Source organism: Haloarcula sp. MBLA0163, assembly GCF_055632435.1.
This window is the reverse complement of record NZ_CM145745.1, coordinates 2979430-2995422: the sequence shown is the minus strand read 5'-3', so window position 1 is coordinate 2995422 and position 15993 is coordinate 2979430. Positions and strand designations below refer to the sequence as shown.

General features: G+C 69.6%; 20 protein-coding genes. 7 read left to right on the top strand and 13 right to left on the bottom strand.

The genetic code is table 11. The features are described 5' to 3' along the window. Window positions 1-60: 60 nt before the first annotated feature. On the bottom strand, window positions 61-621 hold the full coding sequence (locus ACV7GQ_RS16070) for a TATA-box-binding protein (protein WP_166967082.1): 561 nt from the start codon (window positions 619-621) through the stop codon (window positions 61-63). 162 nt (window positions 622-783) lie between these two features. On the opposite strand from ACV7GQ_RS16070, the gene ACV7GQ_RS16065 reads away from it, so the two are divergent. Together ACV7GQ_RS16065 and ACV7GQ_RS16060 are read left to right on the top strand one after the other, a co-directional pair. After that, the gene (locus ACV7GQ_RS16065; RefSeq protein WP_470311214.1) at window positions 784-1815 is read left to right on the top strand and encodes a TIGR01177 family methyltransferase; all 1032 of its coding nucleotides are present in this window, start codon (window positions 784-786) and stop codon (window positions 1813-1815) included. Between the two features lie 88 nt (window positions 1816-1903). After that, the gene (locus ACV7GQ_RS16060; protein WP_470311213.1) at window positions 1904-2059 is read left to right on the top strand and encodes a rubrerythrin-like domain-containing protein; all 156 of its coding nucleotides are present in this window, start codon (window positions 1904-1906) and stop codon (window positions 2057-2059) included. On the opposite strand, the gene ACV7GQ_RS16055 is transcribed toward ACV7GQ_RS16060, so the two are convergent. From ACV7GQ_RS16055 to ACV7GQ_RS16035, 5 genes are read right to left on the bottom strand one after another with little or no spacing between them, the layout of a single operon-like run. Beyond that, window positions 2060-2596, bottom strand: a complete 537-nt coding sequence (locus ACV7GQ_RS16055; protein WP_470311212.1) for a GTP-dependent dephospho-CoA kinase family protein — start codon at window positions 2594-2596, stop codon at window positions 2060-2062. Between the two features lies 1 nt (window position 2597). Further along, window positions 2598-2795, bottom strand: coding sequence for a transcription elongation factor subunit Spt4 (gene spt4 / locus ACV7GQ_RS16050; RefSeq protein WP_220617638.1), 198 nt, complete (start codon window positions 2793-2795; stop codon window positions 2598-2600). Next, on the bottom strand, window positions 2795-3373 hold the full coding sequence (locus ACV7GQ_RS16045) for a DNA-directed RNA polymerase (RefSeq protein WP_220617639.1): 579 nt from the start codon (window positions 3371-3373) through the stop codon (window positions 2795-2797). Before ACV7GQ_RS16045 ends, spt4 begins: the two co-directional genes overlap by 1 nt. Before the next feature lies 1 nt (window position 3374). Continuing rightward, window positions 3375-3758 carry a DUF188 domain-containing protein gene (locus ACV7GQ_RS16040; protein WP_470311211.1) on the bottom strand — a complete coding sequence of 128 codons (384 nt, stop codon included), beginning with the start codon at window positions 3756-3758 and terminating at the stop codon, window positions 3375-3377. Next, the gene (locus ACV7GQ_RS16035) at window positions 3755-4987 is read right to left on the bottom strand and encodes a translation initiation factor IF-2 subunit gamma (RefSeq protein WP_470311210.1); all 1233 of its coding nucleotides are present in this window, start codon (window positions 4985-4987) and stop codon (window positions 3755-3757) included. Before ACV7GQ_RS16035 ends, ACV7GQ_RS16040 begins: the two co-directional genes overlap by 4 nt. Window positions 4988-5311: 324 nt before the next feature. On the opposite strand from ACV7GQ_RS16035, the gene ACV7GQ_RS16030 reads away from it, so the two are divergent. Further along, window positions 5312-6196, top strand: a complete 885-nt coding sequence (locus ACV7GQ_RS16030) for a DUF7351 domain-containing protein (RefSeq protein ID WP_470311209.1) — start codon at window positions 5312-5314, stop codon at window positions 6194-6196. On the opposite strand, the gene ACV7GQ_RS16025 is transcribed toward ACV7GQ_RS16030, so the two are convergent. Together ACV7GQ_RS16025 and ACV7GQ_RS16020 are read right to left on the bottom strand one after the other, a co-directional pair. Beyond that, window positions 6193-6843, bottom strand: a complete 651-nt coding sequence (locus tag ACV7GQ_RS16025; protein ID WP_470311208.1) for a potassium channel family protein — start codon at window positions 6841-6843, stop codon at window positions 6193-6195. The two genes, ACV7GQ_RS16030 and ACV7GQ_RS16025, sit on opposite strands and share 4 nt — an antisense overlap. A gap of 3 nt (window positions 6844-6846) precedes the next feature. After that, complete coding sequence (locus ACV7GQ_RS16020) at window positions 6847-8232, bottom strand: APC family permease (protein ID WP_470311207.1); 1386 nt, start codon at window positions 8230-8232, stop codon at window positions 6847-6849. Window positions 8233-8367: 135 nt separating this feature from the next. Here ACV7GQ_RS16020 and ACV7GQ_RS16015 point away from each other — a divergent pair, with 135 nt between their 5' ends. Next, window positions 8368-9318 (top strand): DUF5787 family protein, encoded by a 951-nt coding sequence (locus ACV7GQ_RS16015; protein ID WP_470311206.1) that lies wholly within the window; start codon window positions 8368-8370, stop codon window positions 9316-9318. A 1-nt stretch (window position 9319) separates the two neighbouring features. Here the strand turns inward: ACV7GQ_RS16015 and ACV7GQ_RS16010 are convergent, their stop codons facing one another. The 5 genes from ACV7GQ_RS16010 to ACV7GQ_RS15990 form a co-directional block, all read right to left on the bottom strand. Further along, window positions 9320-9493, bottom strand: coding sequence for a hypothetical protein (locus ACV7GQ_RS16010; RefSeq protein ID WP_470311205.1), 174 nt, complete (start codon window positions 9491-9493; stop codon window positions 9320-9322). A 24-nt stretch (window positions 9494-9517) separates the two neighbouring features. Further along, window positions 9518-9817: a hypothetical protein gene (locus ACV7GQ_RS16005; RefSeq protein ID WP_470311204.1), complete on the bottom strand. Its 300-nt coding sequence runs from the start codon at window positions 9815-9817 to the stop codon at window positions 9518-9520. Between the two features lie 66 nt (window positions 9818-9883). Next, entirely contained in the window at window positions 9884-10759 is an 876-nt protein-coding gene (locus ACV7GQ_RS16000; protein WP_470311203.1) for an MBL fold metallo-hydrolase, read from the bottom strand. A 49-nt stretch (window positions 10760-10808) separates the two neighbouring features. Beyond that, the gene (locus ACV7GQ_RS15995) at window positions 10809-11081 is read right to left on the bottom strand and encodes a hypothetical protein (protein ID WP_470311202.1); all 273 of its coding nucleotides are present in this window, start codon (window positions 11079-11081) and stop codon (window positions 10809-10811) included. Window positions 11082-11164: 83 nt separating this feature from the next. After that, on the bottom strand, window positions 11165-12520 hold the full coding sequence (locus ACV7GQ_RS15990) for an ATP-binding protein (protein WP_470311201.1): 1356 nt from the start codon (window positions 12518-12520) through the stop codon (window positions 11165-11167). A gap of 150 nt (window positions 12521-12670) precedes the next feature. Between ACV7GQ_RS15990 and ACV7GQ_RS15985 the strand changes: the two genes are divergently transcribed. From ACV7GQ_RS15985 to ACV7GQ_RS15975, 3 genes are all read left to right on the top strand, one after another. After that, window positions 12671-14236, top strand: a complete 1566-nt coding sequence (locus ACV7GQ_RS15985) for a YegP family protein (RefSeq protein WP_470311200.1) — start codon at window positions 12671-12673, stop codon at window positions 14234-14236. Window positions 14237-14289: 53 nt separating this feature from the next. Beyond that, window positions 14290-14772 carry a pyridoxamine 5'-phosphate oxidase family protein gene (locus ACV7GQ_RS15980; RefSeq protein ID WP_470311199.1) on the top strand — a complete coding sequence of 161 codons (483 nt, stop codon included), beginning with the start codon at window positions 14290-14292 and terminating at the stop codon, window positions 14770-14772. Window positions 14773-14844: 72 nt separating this feature from the next. Then, window positions 14845-15978 (top strand): thiolase family protein, encoded by a 1134-nt coding sequence (locus ACV7GQ_RS15975; protein WP_470311198.1) that lies wholly within the window; start codon window positions 14845-14847, stop codon window positions 15976-15978. Window positions 15979-15993: the final 15 nt, after the last annotated feature.

The following is a 15993-nucleotide window of genomic DNA, read 5'->3' as shown; positions in this document are numbered from 1 at the left end:
GGTCGCGGCGTCGCTAATGCGTTGTGTTCCCGACTGCGTAGACGGTCCCGCGGCGGGTCCCTAGTCGAGGAGGCCGAGCTCCTCGAGGCGGGAGACGATCTTGTCGACGGCCTCCTCGGCGTCCTCGGGCTTCTTGCCGCCGGTGATGACGAGCTTGCCGGAGCCAAAGAGGAGCGCGACGACGTCGGGTTCGTCGAGGCGGTAGACGAGGCCGGGGAACTGCTCGGGCTCGTACTCGATGTTCTCCAACCCGAGGCCGATGGCGATGGCGTTGAGGTTGAGGTTCCGACCGAGGTCCGCGGACGTGACGATGTTCTGGACGACGATCTCCGGGTCATCGTCGACCTGGATGTTCAGGTCGCGGAGCTTGTCGAAGACGATGCGCAGGCTCTGGTGGACGTCGTCTGTCGACTTCGCGCCCGTACAGACGATCTTCCCGGAACGGAAGATGAGCGCCGCGGACTTCGGGTCCTGTGTGCGGTAGACGAGTCCGGGGAACTGCTCGGGGTCGTAGTCGGCACCCTCGAGGTCCATCGCCACGCTCTGAAGGTCGAGCTCCTGGCCGATACCGGTCGAGGCGACGACGTTTTCGATGTTGATGGTCTCCTTGGGGTCAACCATGTCTCGATTTAAATCACGTATTTAAGGCTTATAAAGGTTCATGGCATCGACTGACAGGTCGCACAGCTAAAACGTCGCTGAGCTGATTACTTCGGCCTAAGTAGGGGTGCGTGACGGCCACCGACCGGCACGCTATTACCGGCACGGACGCACGGTACCGGCGTGTACGTCCTCGAACTAGGCGGACAGGACGACGCCTTCGCGCGCACGGAGGCCGCGAGCGCGGCCAGCGACGTCGCCACGCTCGCGCCGGGACTGGCCACCGCGCGCGGCGTCACGGCGCGCGCGCGACACCTCGCGTTCACCCACCGGGCCTGCGAACTGGTGGGGACGGGCGACCCGACGGTCGAGAGCGCGCGGGCGCTGCTCGACGCCGCGAGCCTCGACCGCGAGGGGACCGTGGCCGTGCGGGCCGTCGACGTGCGGGCGAGTTCGGGGGTCGACACCCAGCGCGCGGAGCGGGCGCTGGGCGGCGTCCTCACCGATCGCGGGTTCGCCGTCGACCTCGACGCGCCCGACCACACGCTGTACGCGTACTTCGCCGACCCGGCCGGCGACGAGGAGGCCGGCGCCGGCGAGGCCTGCTGTGCGCTCGGGTGGGAACACCTCGCGAGCGTCCGGGACTTCGGCGACCGACAGCCCACGAACCGGCCGTTCTTCCAGCCCGGGAGCATGGACCCGCTGGAGGCCCGCGCGCTGGTCAACGTCGCCGGCGCGCGGCCCGGGGCCACCGTCGTCGACCCGATGTGTGGCACCGGCGGTATCCTGCTGGAGGCGGGGCTGGTCGGCGCGCGCGTGGTCGGCGGCGACGCACAGGCGAAGATGGTGCGGGGGACCCGCGAGAACCTCGCGTACGCGCTGGACGGCGAGGGCCACCCCGACAGGACGGCCTACCCCGAGGCCGGCCGCTGGGACGTCTGTCGGTCGGACGCGGCCCGACTGCCGCTGGCGGACGACGCGGCCGACGCCGTCGTCTTCGACGCGCCGTACGGCAGACAGTCGCGCATCGAGGGCGAACTGCGCCCCCTCGTCTCCGGTGCGCTCGCCGAGGCCCACCGCGTCGCACCGCGCTGTGTGCTGGTCGCCGACCGGGACTGGGGCGACGCCGCCCGCGACGCCGGCTGGACCGTCGTCGAACGGTTCGAGCGACGGGTCCACCGGTCGCTCGTCCGCCACGTCCACGTGCTGGAGTGACCGTACGTCCAGTTTTCTTGGACATGCGTTCACTGTTGTGACGTGGTAACAAGGCTTAAGCGAGCAGACTGACCATACAGCCACACGGATGCCACGATGGTCAGACCCAGCACCCTGTGACGACGACGAGCAACTGTTCGAGTGCCCGTCCTGCGGGAAACGACTCTGCAGCGAGCTCTCGACGGTGACCTGCGACCGGTGTGACGAACAGATGCAGAACCTCAGCGTCCCGCGACCCGAGTAGCTACCGCACCGCGTCGAGCGCCGCTTCTGTGTCGCCGTCCATCCGGTCGAGTAGCGACAGCACTCGCTCCCGTGTCGCCTCGTCGGGCGTGACCAGCACCATCCCCTCGTCGGGCTGACCGTAGACGACGCTCCCGGTCTCGGGTATCGCCAGGACGGCCGGCAGCGCCGCGAGGTCCTCCTCCCCGTCGACGTCCAGCAGGGTCGTCGCGCCGCTGTCGAGTCCCTCGCGCAGTGCCGTGAGCAGCGCCCCAGTGAGCGTCGCCGCCGGGTTGGCGACGTCTACGCGGCGGTCGAACCCCTCGATGGCGGCGGTGACCTCGGTGTCGACGGCCGAGCGTTTGGTGCGCTCGTCGACGAGTGCCACGTCCGGGACCCGGCCCGCCTCCAACAGGTGGTAGGTGACGATGTCGCCGACGGCGACGAGCGGGTCGCCCGCGTCGGCCAGCAACGCCGCCGGGTCGGTGTAGAGCCGTCCCATCGGCTCCTTGAGGTCCGCGCGCAACGCGTCTGGCAGTTCGAGAACGACGTCGGACACGTTAGCGGACTTTCAGCGCGTACTGGCCCGGTTCGGTCACTTCCATCTCCCGTGCGATCTCGGACTGCTCGGGGTGGGCGATGACGACGTAGCCCGCCCAGTCCTCGGTGAGCGAGGTGCCACCGCAGGCCTCGCACTGGCTCTCTATCTCGGCGCCCTGCACCCGGTGACAGTCGCGGCAGACGAGTCGGTCCGCCATCAGCTATCACCGACTTCCGCCGTGCCTTCCCGTTTCTCGCGCTCCTCCTGGAGCCAGCCGTGTTTGCCGAGCCCGACCTGCTTGGCCGTGAGGCCGATCTTCGAGTCGCGGGGGTTGCGCTCGTCGATGCTCTTCGTGACGATGCGGGCCCGGACGGCGTCGCCGACGGTGAGCGTCCGGTTGGACTCCCGGGAGGCGAGCTGCTGGTTCTCCTCGTCGTAGGCGAGGTACTCGTCGGAGATCTGGGAGACGTGCAGCAGCCCGTCCACCGGTCCGATGCCGACGAAGGCCCCGAAGTTGACGACCTCGACGACCTCCCCGTCGACCACTTCCTGCATCTGCGGGTCGAAGGTGAGCGCGTCGAACTCGGCCTCGTAGTAGACGCCGGGCTTGTTCGGCAGGACGGCCCCGTCTCCGATGTCGTGGACCTCGATGACGGAGACGACGCTGCCGACGTCCTCGTCCATCCGGCCCTCCAGCTTGTCCTGCAGGAGCTTCTTGACCATCCCCGGACTGACGTCCGCGAGGTGGCGTGGCGGCACTTCGACCGTATCGCGTAGGCGTACCCGTTTGTACATATTATGGTTGAGTGATACCGAGTTTGTTCCGGCCCCTTAAACTAATTACTGGAACGCCTGCGTCGAGCAGGCGGCGTTTGAGGGGTTTGTCGTTCGTCACCGCGTGTGTCGCGTCCGGTCGCGTGGCGAGTTCGAGGACGGCGTCGTCGGCGTAGTCGGCCTCGGTATCGACGACCGAACACCGTTCGAGCAGGTCCCGTCCGACCCCGGCGGCCGTCGCCTCGTTGCCGGCGCCGTCGGCCAGTTTCTCCAGTTCGTCGCGGACTGCCCGGGGGACGACGTAGTCGCGGTCGGCCGCCCCGGACAGCACCCTGTCGAGCTCCTCGAACACGCGGACGTTACATTCGACCGGCATCATGAGCGCGTTCGTGTCCAGGACTATCATCCACGCAGCGTGCCGACGCCGATGAGTCGCCATCGGGCCCCGACACGCCGGTTGATAGCTATCTTCGCACCGGCCTCGGCACACACCGGCCGTTTGAGGGCGAGCTCACACTCGCCGTCGCGGGCGCTGGTGACAGAGCCGACGGTGGTGGCGGTGCCGATGGTGAGCATCAGCGGTTCGCCGGTCGATATCTCCTCGACCTCGCCGCCGTCGTCGCCGACGATGCGTTCGAGCAGGTCCACGTCCATCGTGAACTGCTCGTGGGTCGGCGGGAGGCTGCCGGGCGGGCCGGCGACCTGGCCGGCCAGCGCGTCGCCCTTCGTGATGGAGGGGTCGAGTCCCGTGCCGACGCCCAGCAGACCGCCGGGCGTGACCTCGTCGACGAAGTCCCCGCCGGCCTGCAGCGAGCGGACGTCCGTGGTGACGGGTCGCCACTCGGTCTTGCCGCCCTCCTCGACCTCGCGGCCGGGGCGGAGCTCTATCTCGTCGTCGTCCTCGAGCTTCCCCTGGACGAGCGACCCGCCGAGCACGCCGCCCAGCAGGTCCTCCCACGTGGTGCCGGGACGGTTGATGTCGAACGAGCGGGCGACCATCATCCGGGCGTCCGCGTCGGGGTCCCGTTCGGGGGTCGGAATCTCGCGCTCGATGGCGTCGATGAGGAGGTCGATGTTGGCCTCCTGCTGGGCGCTGATGGGGACGATGGGGGCGTCCTCCGCGACGGTCCCCTCCACGAACTCCTGTATCTGCTCGTAGTTCTGCATCGCCCGCTCCTCGTCGACGAGGTCGACCTTGTTCTGGGCGATGACGATGTTGTCGATGCCGATGATGTCCAGCGCCGAGAGGTGTTCCTCGGTCTGGGCCTGCGGGACGGGCTCGGTCGCCGAGACGACGAGGACGGCGCCGTCCATGATGGCCGCGCCCGACAGCATCGTCGCCATCAGCGTCTCGTGGCCGGGGGCGTCGACGAACGACACCGTCCGGAGGTAGTCGGTGTCGACGTCGTGCTCCTCGCAGCGTTCGTCGACGGTAAAGGCGTCCGGTTCGTCCTCCTCGGGACAGCGCCGGAACGTGGCGTCGGCGTAGCCGAGCCGGATAGAGATACCGCGCTTCATCTCCTCGGAGTGCTGGTCGGTCCATTCGCCGGACAGCGCCTGTACCAAGGTGGTCTTCCCGTGGTCGACGTGGCCGACGAGTCCGATGTTCACCTCCGGTTGTTTGTTCGATGTCATTTCGAGAGTAATCTTGGTGGAGATTCGCCGCGTGCGACTGATAAACCTACTGTTTGCGGGTCGTGGCCGGTCGGCGGTCCGTGCTCTCAGCCGCCGGATTCCCCCGTACGGCGCCGCTGTGCGGGCGTCACCGGCCGCTGTGGACGGCGCCGGCTCGGTCGGGGCCGCCCCGCGGGCCGCGAGCGCGCCCCAGCGCGCCGACGCGCTCCCGGACGGGTCCCGGAGCCGTGTAGCTCGCCGGCACGACGGTGCGGAAAGCATGAGAGTGCTTACAGGAACTCGTTTCTGCGAACCCTTTTTGTCGAGTGGTCGGACGTCTCGCACATGGCTCGCGCAGACGACCGCCCGGGCGAGGAGGGCGACATCGACCCGGCGACGGCGTTCGGTGTCGTCGCCAGCGAGACGCGTCTCGACATCCTCGAAGCCCTCTGGCGGGCGGACGAGACGCCCGTGGCGTTCTCCACGCTGTTCGATGCGGTGTCGCTGGCCGACAGCGGCCAGTTCAACTACCACCTCCAGCAACTCACCGGCCAGTTCGTCGCCGACGGCGAGGACGGCTACCGCCTCCGACACGCCGGCGCGCAGGTCATCCGCGCGCTCCGCGCCGGCACGTTCACCCACCAGCCCGACGTCGACCCGTTCGCCGTCGACGGCGCCTGCACGCGCTGTGGCGGGGCGCTGCTGGCCCGCTACGCCGACGAGCAGTTCGCCATCCACTGCGCCGACTGCGGGAAGGCCCACGGCGAGTACCCGTTCCCCCCGGGCGGACTGGTCGACCGGAGCGAGGACGAGACCGCCACGGCCTTCGCCGAACGGGTGCGCCACCTCCACTGTCTCGCCGCCGACGGGGTGTGTCCCGAGTGTGCCGGCCGGGTCCGGACGGTCATCTCCCGGGAGGGGGAGTGCTGTCTCGACGTCTCGGTGCGGGCGGAGTTCGTCTGCGAACGGTGTCGACACGAGCTGTGCTCGCCCGTCGGGCTCTCCCTGCTGGACGACTCGACGGTCGCGGCGTTCTACGCGGACCACGGCGTCGACCTCGCGGCCCGCCCGTACTGGACGCTCCCTTGGTGTGTCGACGACGAGTACACCACCGTCGAGTCGACCGACCCGTGGCGGGTCCGGGTCCGCATCCCCGTCGCGGACGAGGCGCTGCACGTCACGCTGGACGGTGACCTGCAGGTCGTCGAGACGGCGCGCCGGCAGTGCTAACCGCGCAGGAGGTTCATCACCTCGTCGGCGACGGCCCCCTCCACGGCGACGAGGAACCGCTCGCCCGGCGTGAGTTCGGTCTCGGGGCCGCCGATGCGCTCGCCCTCGGCGTCGACGATGATGAGGCTGCCCCGCGGGAGTCGCACCTCCGCGAGGGTCTTCCCGGCGGCCGGCGCGTCCTCGGCGATCTCGACCTCCAGTAGCTCGACCTTCCCGCCCACCTCCTCGATGCTCCGGACGCCGCCGCCGACGACCTCGTTGACCGCGACGCGGGCGGTCAGGCTCGCCGTCGAGACGACGCCGTCGACGTACTGCGGGTACAGCTCGTCCGGGTCGCCGTCGATGCGCATGACGGTGTGGACCTCGGCCATCCGCTGGGCGGCCATGCAGATGGCGAAGTTGGTCGACTCGGAGTCGGTCAGCGCCGCGACGGCGTCACAGCGGTCCGGCTGGGCCTGCCGCAACACGGCCGGCCGGGCGGCGTCGCCCTCGATGATGCTGGCGACGTACTCGGCGGCGACCCGCTCGCTCTGTTCGGGGTCGCGTTCGATGAGGACCACGTCGTGGCCCCGGTCGTCGAGCAGTTCGGCTGTTCTGAGGCCGACGGTCCCGCCGCCGGCGACGATGACGCGTAGTGACTCTGACATGGGTCAATCCTCCGGTGGAACGGTGACCTCCGGTTCGCTTATCTCCGGTTCCGGCGTCGGCACGGCCGGTTCGCCCCGGCGACGGGTGAGAACCAGGTAGACGACGGCGCCGACGACCAGCCATCCGACCGCGAGCGCCCACGTCTGGAAACTGATGAACGCCCCGAGCAGGAGGTTGAGGACGATGCCCAGGACGGGCGTCGCCGGGTAGAACGGCACCTCGAACGGCCGGCGGAGGTCCGGTTGCTGGCGGCGCAGGCGGACGACGCTCAGGTTCACGATGACGAACCCCAGCAGGGAGAAGAGGCTGGCGAGGTTGCCGACGAGTCGGATGGGGACGACCGCGACGGCGACGAGCATCACGACGGCGGAGGCGGCGATGGCGACCAGTGGCGTCCCGAACCGGTGGTGCAGGCGGCCCAGCCGGGCCGGGAGCTGGGCCTCCCGCCCCATCGCGAAGGCCACCCGACTCGACCCGATGATGACCGCGTTGAGCGCGCTTATCGTCGAGAACACCGCGCCGAAGGCGATGAGCGCCGCCCCGCTCCCGAGCAGCGGGAAGGCGGGCATGAACCCCTCGGCGGCCTCCGCGATGGCCGTCTCGCCGGCGCCGGCCAGTCCCTCCGCGCCCAGCGTCCCCAGCGCGACGAACACCACGAACAGGTAGACGACGACGGTCGTCGCCACGGACAGCAGGATGGCCCGCGGGATGTTCCGCTCGGGGTCCTCGACCTCCTCGGTCACCGTCGCGATGAGGTCGTACCCCTGGAAGGCGATGAACGTCAGTCCCATCGCCGGCAGCACAGAGATGGGGTTCCCGCGCTGGAAGAACGGGGTGAACTCGCCCACGTCGACGAACTGCAGGCCGAAGGCGACGAACACCACGAGGATGGCTATCTTCACCAGCGTGATGAGCGTCTCGGCGCTCCCGCTGGCGGCCGTCGAGACGGCGTTCAGCGTCACGAAGACGACGACCACCGTCGCCGCCCAGAACAGCACGTTCCCCGGGAGCGTGACGCCGAAGATGTGGCCGAACTCGATGAAGTTCGAGGCGAACCCCAGCGCGTACAGCGCCCCCGCTATCATGTAGGTGAACCACCGGGTCCACCCCATCACGAACGCGACGGGCGCCGAGAACACCTCCCGGACGTAGGCGTAGCCGCCGCCGTTGCGCGGGATGGCCGACGCCAGTTCGGCGTACGACAGCGCGGTGAACGTCGTCACCCCGCCGTTCAGCGCGAACACGAGGATGGCCGCGGGGCCGGCCGTCTCGACGGCCAGCCCCGTCAGCACGAAGATGCCCGCGCCGATCATCGCGCCGATGCCGACCATCGTCGCGTCCAGCAACGTCAGCGTCGCCGCCGGCGACCGCTCGCCGGCGTGACTCACGCGTCACCCTCCGCTCGGAGCGCGTGGTTGCCGTTTCGTGTCATTCGAACACACGTATCAACTAGTTCACACTCTGGTAGTATAAATCTCCACCCGGGCGCGCCGCTTTTGTCGCTCTCGCCCCTCGACGTACCCGTGCGGGAGTTCGGCTTCGAACTGGCGCTGTGTGCGGCCCTCGAACGGGAGGGCCACCTCGTGAGCCGCCAGCTCGGCGGCCACGTCCACGGGCGCCGCGTCCTCGACACCGTCGTCGTCCACCCGACCGAGGCCGTCGCCGACAGGGCGGCCATCACGGCCGAGCGCATCCCGACGGCGGCCGTCGAGTCGGACGTGGGGCCGGGCCGGGCCCGCTACTGGAAGGACGCCTTCGACTGCCACCCGGACCGCGCCGAGCGGGCGACCGAGCTCGCCGTCGAACGGGGCTTCTTCGAGCGCGAGCGACGCGGCGGGCGCACCTACGTCCGCCAGACCGCCCGCTACCCCGACTGGGTCGAGGGCATCACCGCCATCGAGAACAAACCGGACCTCGACAGGCCGGGGGACCTCCACGCGCAGTTGCGCACCGACGTCTCGCTGGCGCTGGTCGACCGGGTGGTGTTGGCCACCGCCGACTACGTCACGCGCGCCCACCTCAACCGCATCCCCGAGGAAGTCGGCGTCTGGCGGTTCGACCCCGAGAGCGGCGAACGCGAGGTGGTCCGCGAGGCGACCGAGCTGGCCACCGACGCGGGCGGCGTCGAACTGCTCGACCAGTCGCCCGCCCGGACTGACGTGCGCGTCGTGACGGCCGGCGAGAAGGCCCGCGCCCGGACCAGACTGGCAGAGCGGGCCTACGCGAAGGGGTGGCGGAGCTTCGAGTACCCGGCCTGCGAGCGGTGTGTCCCCGACGGCGACGGTCTCCCTCACTGTGCGTGGAAGGGCCGTCCCGTCCGGGCGACCGAGGAGTGCGGGGCCGACTGCGGCGGCTACGAGTCGGCGGACACGCCGGCCGTCGACGGCGAGGCCCGTCGCGCCGAGCGCACGCCGTGGGACCCCGACCCCGACGGCCGTCGCCGGCGGCAGTCCGGCCTCGACCGGTTCCTGTGACTCAGCGGGCGCGCCTCGCGGTCCGGAACTGGTGGTCGACGGCCAGCGCCAGCGCGAACGCGATAGCCACGTCCAGCGTCCACGACACCGCGCCGGTCGCGAGGAGGTCGCCGCTCGCGGAGACCAGCAGTGCCATCGCCCCGGCCACCAGCGGGTACGGCCACGAACGGTCCACGGTGGCCGATGACGGGGCGTCCACTTACGAGATACGGTCGCGCTCGGCGTCGGTCCGGTCGTCCGCGAGCGGCCGGCCGTCACCCGCCGCCCCCGTGTGGTCCTCGTAGGTGTCGCCGGTCACGTCGGGGGCTTCGGCCGCGACGTTCTCGGCGTGGCCCGTCCGGGCGCGGTAGTTCGCGGCCGTGGCGATGGCGACGCCGGCCGCGAGCCCGACGACGAGCACCCAGTCGACGTAGCCGGCGAACAGCCACAACCCGACGACGGCGAGGCCAGCGCTCACCAGGGCCCCGCCGACGGTCTCTGCGACGCCACGCCTGTCCATGCCTCCGTCTGCGGTGTACTCGCACAAAAGTGTGCGGACGCTTTCACGTGGTCGAACCGGCCGCGCTCACAGCGAGAACCGCTCGCCGTCGACGGCGATGTCGTCGGCGAAGGCGCGGTCGGCGGGGACGTAGTGGGCGGTGTGGACGATGCGGTAGGCGTCTGCGTCGACGTCGGCGGCGAAGTCCCGCGCCCCGGGCAGGGTCATGTGCTTCGTGCCGAAGGTCCGCGGGACGCCCTCCTCGTCGTGGTGGGCGCCGCCCTTCGGGTGGAACTCGCAGGCCTCCTCGTGGACGATGCCCTCGACCAGGGCGAGGTCGGCGCCCGAGAGCGCGGCCTTCGAGCGCTCGGGGATCTCGTAGCAGGTGTCCCCCGAGATAGCGAGGACCGCGCCGCTCGACGGCTCCTCGATGCGGAGGCCGTAACACAGCAGCGGCGGGTGTTCGACGGGGACCAGCGTCACCTCGAACCCGGCGACGGTGAACGTCTCGTGTGGCGTCTGGGCGTGGACGGAGACGGTGTCGAGGTAGTCGTACCGGCTCCGTATCCCCTCGGCGACGCTCTCGCCGGTCACCGGGTCCGTCTCGTCGGCCGCGTGGACCGGCAGGTCGTCGAACAGGCGGTAGGCGTTGCCCAACCCGTCGAGGTGGTCGAAGTGGACGTGCGTGACGATGGCCGCGTCGGGGAGTCCCACGTCCTGGGTCAGGAACTGGTGGCGGAAGTCCGGGCTGGCGTCGACGAGGAGGGACTCGCCGGTCTCCTCGTTGCGAACGAAGACCGAGAACCGGGAGCGCTCGACGCCGTCGCTCGGGTCGACGCCCCGCTCGCGCAACCGCTCTCGCAGCGGCGCGTCGGGGTCGCGGGCGCGCTCGCAGGTGTCACAGTCGCAGTCGACCGTCGGCGTCCCCGTCGTGTCGCCGGTGCCCAGCAGCGTGACCTCCATCGCTTCCCCCTCGGACGGCGACGTGGGTAAGTCCCGCGCTTTCCCGACCTCACTCCTCGGTGACGAGGTCCTCGGAGTCCAGCCCGTGCCGCGTGGCGGTGTCGGCGATTATCTCCTTCGCTCGCTCCTCGGCCACGTCGTCGACCAGACACTCGATGAACCCCGAGAGCAGCGCCGGGCGGATGCGCAGGTCGACGAACTCCACCTGTCCCTCGGCGACGACCACGTCGATGTCCCACTCGCCTTCCTCGGGGTCGGTCATGCGGACGTCGACCCAGTCGGCCGCGGTCTCGTCGGGGTCTGTGAACACGTCGCTTGCCATAGCCGTCACTGACGACGCGGAGGCACATAAGTATCGACTCGAAAACGTGTCCCGTCGGTACCGTCGCGCTGTGACGCCGACGGTCAGTGGTCGTGGTCGTGGCTGTGGCCGCCGTCGCTCGCCGCGTCGGCCCCGTCAGAGAAGTCGCCACCGGCCACGAGGGCGTCGTGGTCCCCGTCTATCATGTCCATGTTCTTCAGGTTGTCACGCTCCTCGAAGTCCTTGATGGCGTCCTCGAGGTCCTGCTGGGTGAGCGTGGTCCGTTCCTCGGTCAACGCCTCGAGGACGGCCTCGCGGAGCACCATCCGGAGGTCGCTGCCGGTGAGGCCCTCCGTGAGCTCGGCCAGCGTCACCGGGTCGAAGTCGGTGATGTCCATCTCCCGGGTGACGATGCGGAGGATGTCCGCGCGCATGTCCCGGTCGGGCTTGGGGAAGTTGACGATCTCGTCGAAGCGCCGCCACGCCGCCGCGTCGAGCTGGTCGGGGTGGTTTGTCGCGCCGATGAGCAACACCTCGTCCTGGATCAGCGAGATCTCGTCGATGCTCTTCAGCAGGGTGTTGACCGCGCGCTTGATGGCGGCGTGTTCGTCCGACGAGCGGGTCTTCGCGACGAAGTCGAACTCGTCCATGAAGAGGATACACGGCGAGAGCCGTTTGGCCACCTCGAACACCTTCTCGACGTTCTTGGCCGTCTCGCCGAGGTACTGGCTCGTGATCATCGACAGTTTCACCTCGACGAACGGCAGGTCGAGGTCGTGGGCCAGCGCCCGGGCGACGCTGGTCTTGCCGGTGCCCGGCGGGCCGACGAACAGCAGTTTCCCGATCTCGCGCAGGCCGATCTGGGCGAGGTAGTCGCGGTGTTCGATGGCCTTCACGATCTTCTGGATCTCGCCCTCCTGGTCGGGGGTCAACACGAGGTCGTCGAGCGTCGTCTCGACCTCGGCGGGGGCGCGCACGTCGACGAGGTCCAGCATCTCCTCGTCGTCCTCGTCGTCGCTGTCGAACGCCTCCTCCAGCATCGCGTCGATGAACGCGCGGTCGGCCCGCGCCGGTCGGTTCGTGGCCCGTACGGTCTCGTAGTCCACGTCGAACTCGTCGCCGTAGGCCGCCGCGAGGACGGGGTTGCGTGCGAGGCGGTCGGCGTCGACCCGTTCGAGGTACCACTCCTCGGCCAGCTCCTGGTCGGTGAAGGAGATACTGCCGGAGAAGTCGTCGCGGTCGGTGAACATCAGCCCCGAGACGGCGCTCCAGGGCCGCTCCACGCCGGTCGCTTCGCTCGCCGTCGTGTTGGTCGCCGACAACGGTCGCTCGATGTCGCCGTCGCTCCAGAACACCTCTCGGTAGGCAGGGGGTAGGTCGTCCGGGTCGAGGTCCCGTCGTTCGCTGTAGACGGCTGTCGTCAACAGGAACTCGACGACGTCCAGTTCCGGGTTGCTCATTCCCACTTACGTTGCCACGCGATTGGGATAAGTGACTCGAAGCGCCGGCGTCGTGGGGGCTCGGAAGCGACCGGCTCCCTTTCGGCCAGCACAGTGGTATTTAAATCAACAGGTCTGGATTTATATGATTGGGGCGTGTGGTCGTCTACCATGGCATCGGATGGTGTTCTCACACGGTGGTATCGCGGCCGTATCGGTACGCCGACTACAGACGACGAAGTGTACGGGTACTGGCTGTTCGTGGTCGGGTTGGTTCTCGGGACGCTCGGACTGGCGCTGTTCTACGCCGCTGCCCCGCGCTCGGGGCTTCGCGAGGTCGGCTACGTCCTCGGGGCGCTCGGGTTCGCGTCGCTGTTCGTCGGCCCGACCCTCCGACTCCCGCTCTCACGCCGGGCGCTGTTCGCCTCCTACGCCGGCGCGGTGGTCTGTCTCGTCGCGACGGTGTGGTTCACGACCATCTACCCGGCGGGGTGGAACGGGCCAGAGGGGAACCCTGCGGTCACGCTCTACGTCGTCGGGCTCGCGCTGGCGGCCGTCGGCGCGGTGTTCGCACCGCTGTTGACCGGCCGCCAGGAGGAGTACGACCGGGTCCACGAGGAGGCGGCGGCCGCCACCGAAGCGGCCGAACGGGCGACCGAGACGGCCGAACGGACGGCTGCCGAGCGCGACACGTTGTCCGACGACCTGCTGGCGAGCGAGACGGCCCGTGACGCCCTCTCGACGGCGCTCGACGCCACCGAGGCGGAACTGAGCGTCGCGCAGGCCACTATCGCCGCGGCGATGGACAGCAAGGCCACCTTCGAGATGTACGCCGACAGGGCCGGCAAGTACCGCTGGCGACTCCGCCACCGGAACGGCAACGTCGTCGCCGACAGCGCACAGGGGTACTCGACCAGACAGAAGGCCATGCAGGGGCTCCGCAGCGTCCAGACCAACGCCGCCGGCGGCGCCGTCGTGTTCCTGGAGGCGGCCACGGAGGACGACACGGCCGAGGACGTCCCCGAGGTCCCGGCGCCCGAGAGTCAGGGGACGTTCGAACTGTTCGAGGACAACGCCGGGGAGTTCCGCTGGCGGCTCCGTCACGACAACGGCAACGTCCTGGCCGACAGTGGCGAGGGCTACGTCTCGAAGTCCAACGTCCGACGGGCGCTCGAGAGCGTCCGGGCGCACGTCCCCGGTGCGGCCTACCTCAAGGTCGACCCCGTCGCCTTCGAGGTGTACGCGGACAGGGCCGGCCAGTACCGCTGGCGACTCCTCCACAAGAACGGCGAGATCCTGGGCGACGGCGGCGAGGGCTACCCGACCCGCGCGAAGGCCCGCAAAGCCGCCGAACAGGTCCAGTTCCGCGCTCCCAACGCCGAGGTCGGCGAGGAGTTCGAGGTGTACGAGGACAACGCCGGGGAGTTCCGCTGGCGCCTGCTCGACGACGGCGAGATAATCGCCGACAGCGGCGAGGGCTACACCGAGCGCAACAAGGCGGTCCGCGCGGTCGAACGCGTCCAGTCCTACGCCGCCGAGGCCGACCTGTTGACGGTCGGGAACGCGGCCTTCGAGATATACGAGGACCGCGCCGACGAGTGGCGTTGGCGACTCCGTCACCGCAACGGCGAGATAATCGCCGACAGCGGCGAGGGCTATCCCAAGCGAAGCGGGGCGGTCGCGGCCGTCGAGCGAGTCAAGCGCCACGCCCCGGGTGCGGACCAGCAGGAAGCGTAGCCCACGCCCCGTCGGCGAACGCTTATGCTCCGGAGCGACGAAGTTCCACTCGTATGACAGTTGAGGACATGGAGCAGTACGGCCTCACGCGGATGAGCGACGCGGAGATGCGGGACTTCGTCGCGAGCCAGCGGACCGGCGTCCTGGCGCTCCCGGCCGACGACGCGCCGTACGTCGTCCCGATGTCGTTCGGCTACGACGGGGCGTCGACGCTGTACTTCACGTTCGTCGGCGGCCCCGACAGCAGGAAGCGGGCGTTGATGGAGCGCGCCGAGACGGTCCGGTTCCTCACTTACGCCGCCCAGTCACCCTTCAACTGGGAGAGCGTCCTCCTGACGGGGGCCGTCGAGCACGTCCCCGCGTCCGAGTGGGACGAACTGGCGGCGGTCCTCGAGACGGCGTGGCGGCCGGACGTGTTCGAGGCCGCCCGGGAGTCCGAGGCGGTGACCGTCTACCGGTTCGCCGTCGACGACTGGGCGGGTATCAAACACACGGGTCTGCCGCCGGGGTTCGACCCCGACCAGTCGCCGGCCTGAGCGCGGGACAACTCGGGTCCCGCGGTCCCGAGTTTGTGAGCTTTTAACACGACCGGTGGCGTTGTCCTGTCCATGTCGACACCGGTCATCGTAGATGCAGTTCGGACGCCACAGGGCAAAGAGGACGGCGCACTCGCGGGCGTGCGCAGCGAGGACCTCTCGGTGCCGCTGGTCAACCAGTTGCTCGCCAGCACCGGCGTCGAGAGCGACGAGGTCGACGACCTGCTCTGGGGGTGTGCCCAACAGCGCGGCGAACAGGGCAACAACATGGCCCGGGTCGTCGCCCTGCTGTCGGACCTCGGCGAGAGCGTCCCGGCGTCGACCATCAACCGCTGGTGTGCCTCCTCCGCGGAGGCCCTGATGCGGGCCGCCGACGCCGTCGCGGCGGGCCAGCGTGACGTGCTCATCGCCGGCGGCGTCGAGTCGATGTCCCGCGTGAAGATGGGCGAGAACACCCACAACGTCCACCCGCGGCTCGCCGAGCTCTACAACATCGGCGAGCTCCAGATGGGGATGACCGCCGAGAAGGTCGCCGAGGAGAAGGAGGTCGCCCGGAAGGAACAGGACGAGTACGCCGTCCGGAGCCACCGGCGCGCCGCCGAGGCGACCGACTCCGGCCGGTTCGACGACGAACTCGTCCCCATCGACACCGACGAGGGTCAGGTCGAGGCCGACGAGGGCATCCGCCGGGACACCGACGTCGAGACGCTCGCGGGCCTCCCGACCGTGTTCAAGTCCGACGGGACGGTCACGCCGGGCAACGCCTCGCAGGTCTCCGACGGCGCGGCGGGCCTCATGGTCACCTCCCGCGAGTTCGCCGAGGAGCGCGGCCTCGACGTGATGGCCGAGATCGGCGCCCACGAGGTGGCCGGCGTCGACCCGACCGTGATGGGCATCGGCCCGGTCCCCGCGGTGCGCCAACTGGCCGAGCGGACCGGCCGCGACACGGACGCGTACGACCTCGTGGAGCTGAACGAGGCCTTCGCCTCCCAGTGTCTGTACTGCCAGCGCGAACTCGGTTTCGACGACGACATCTACAACGTCAACGGCGGCGCCATCGCCATCGGCCACCCCCTCGGTGCGTCGGGCGCGCGCCTCCCGGTGACGCTCGTCCACGAGATGGAGAAACGCGACGCCGACCTCGGCCTCGCGACGGAGTGTGTCGGCTTCGGCCAGGGTGCGGCCATCGAGTTCCACCGGCCGTAACCTGGGCACGTACCG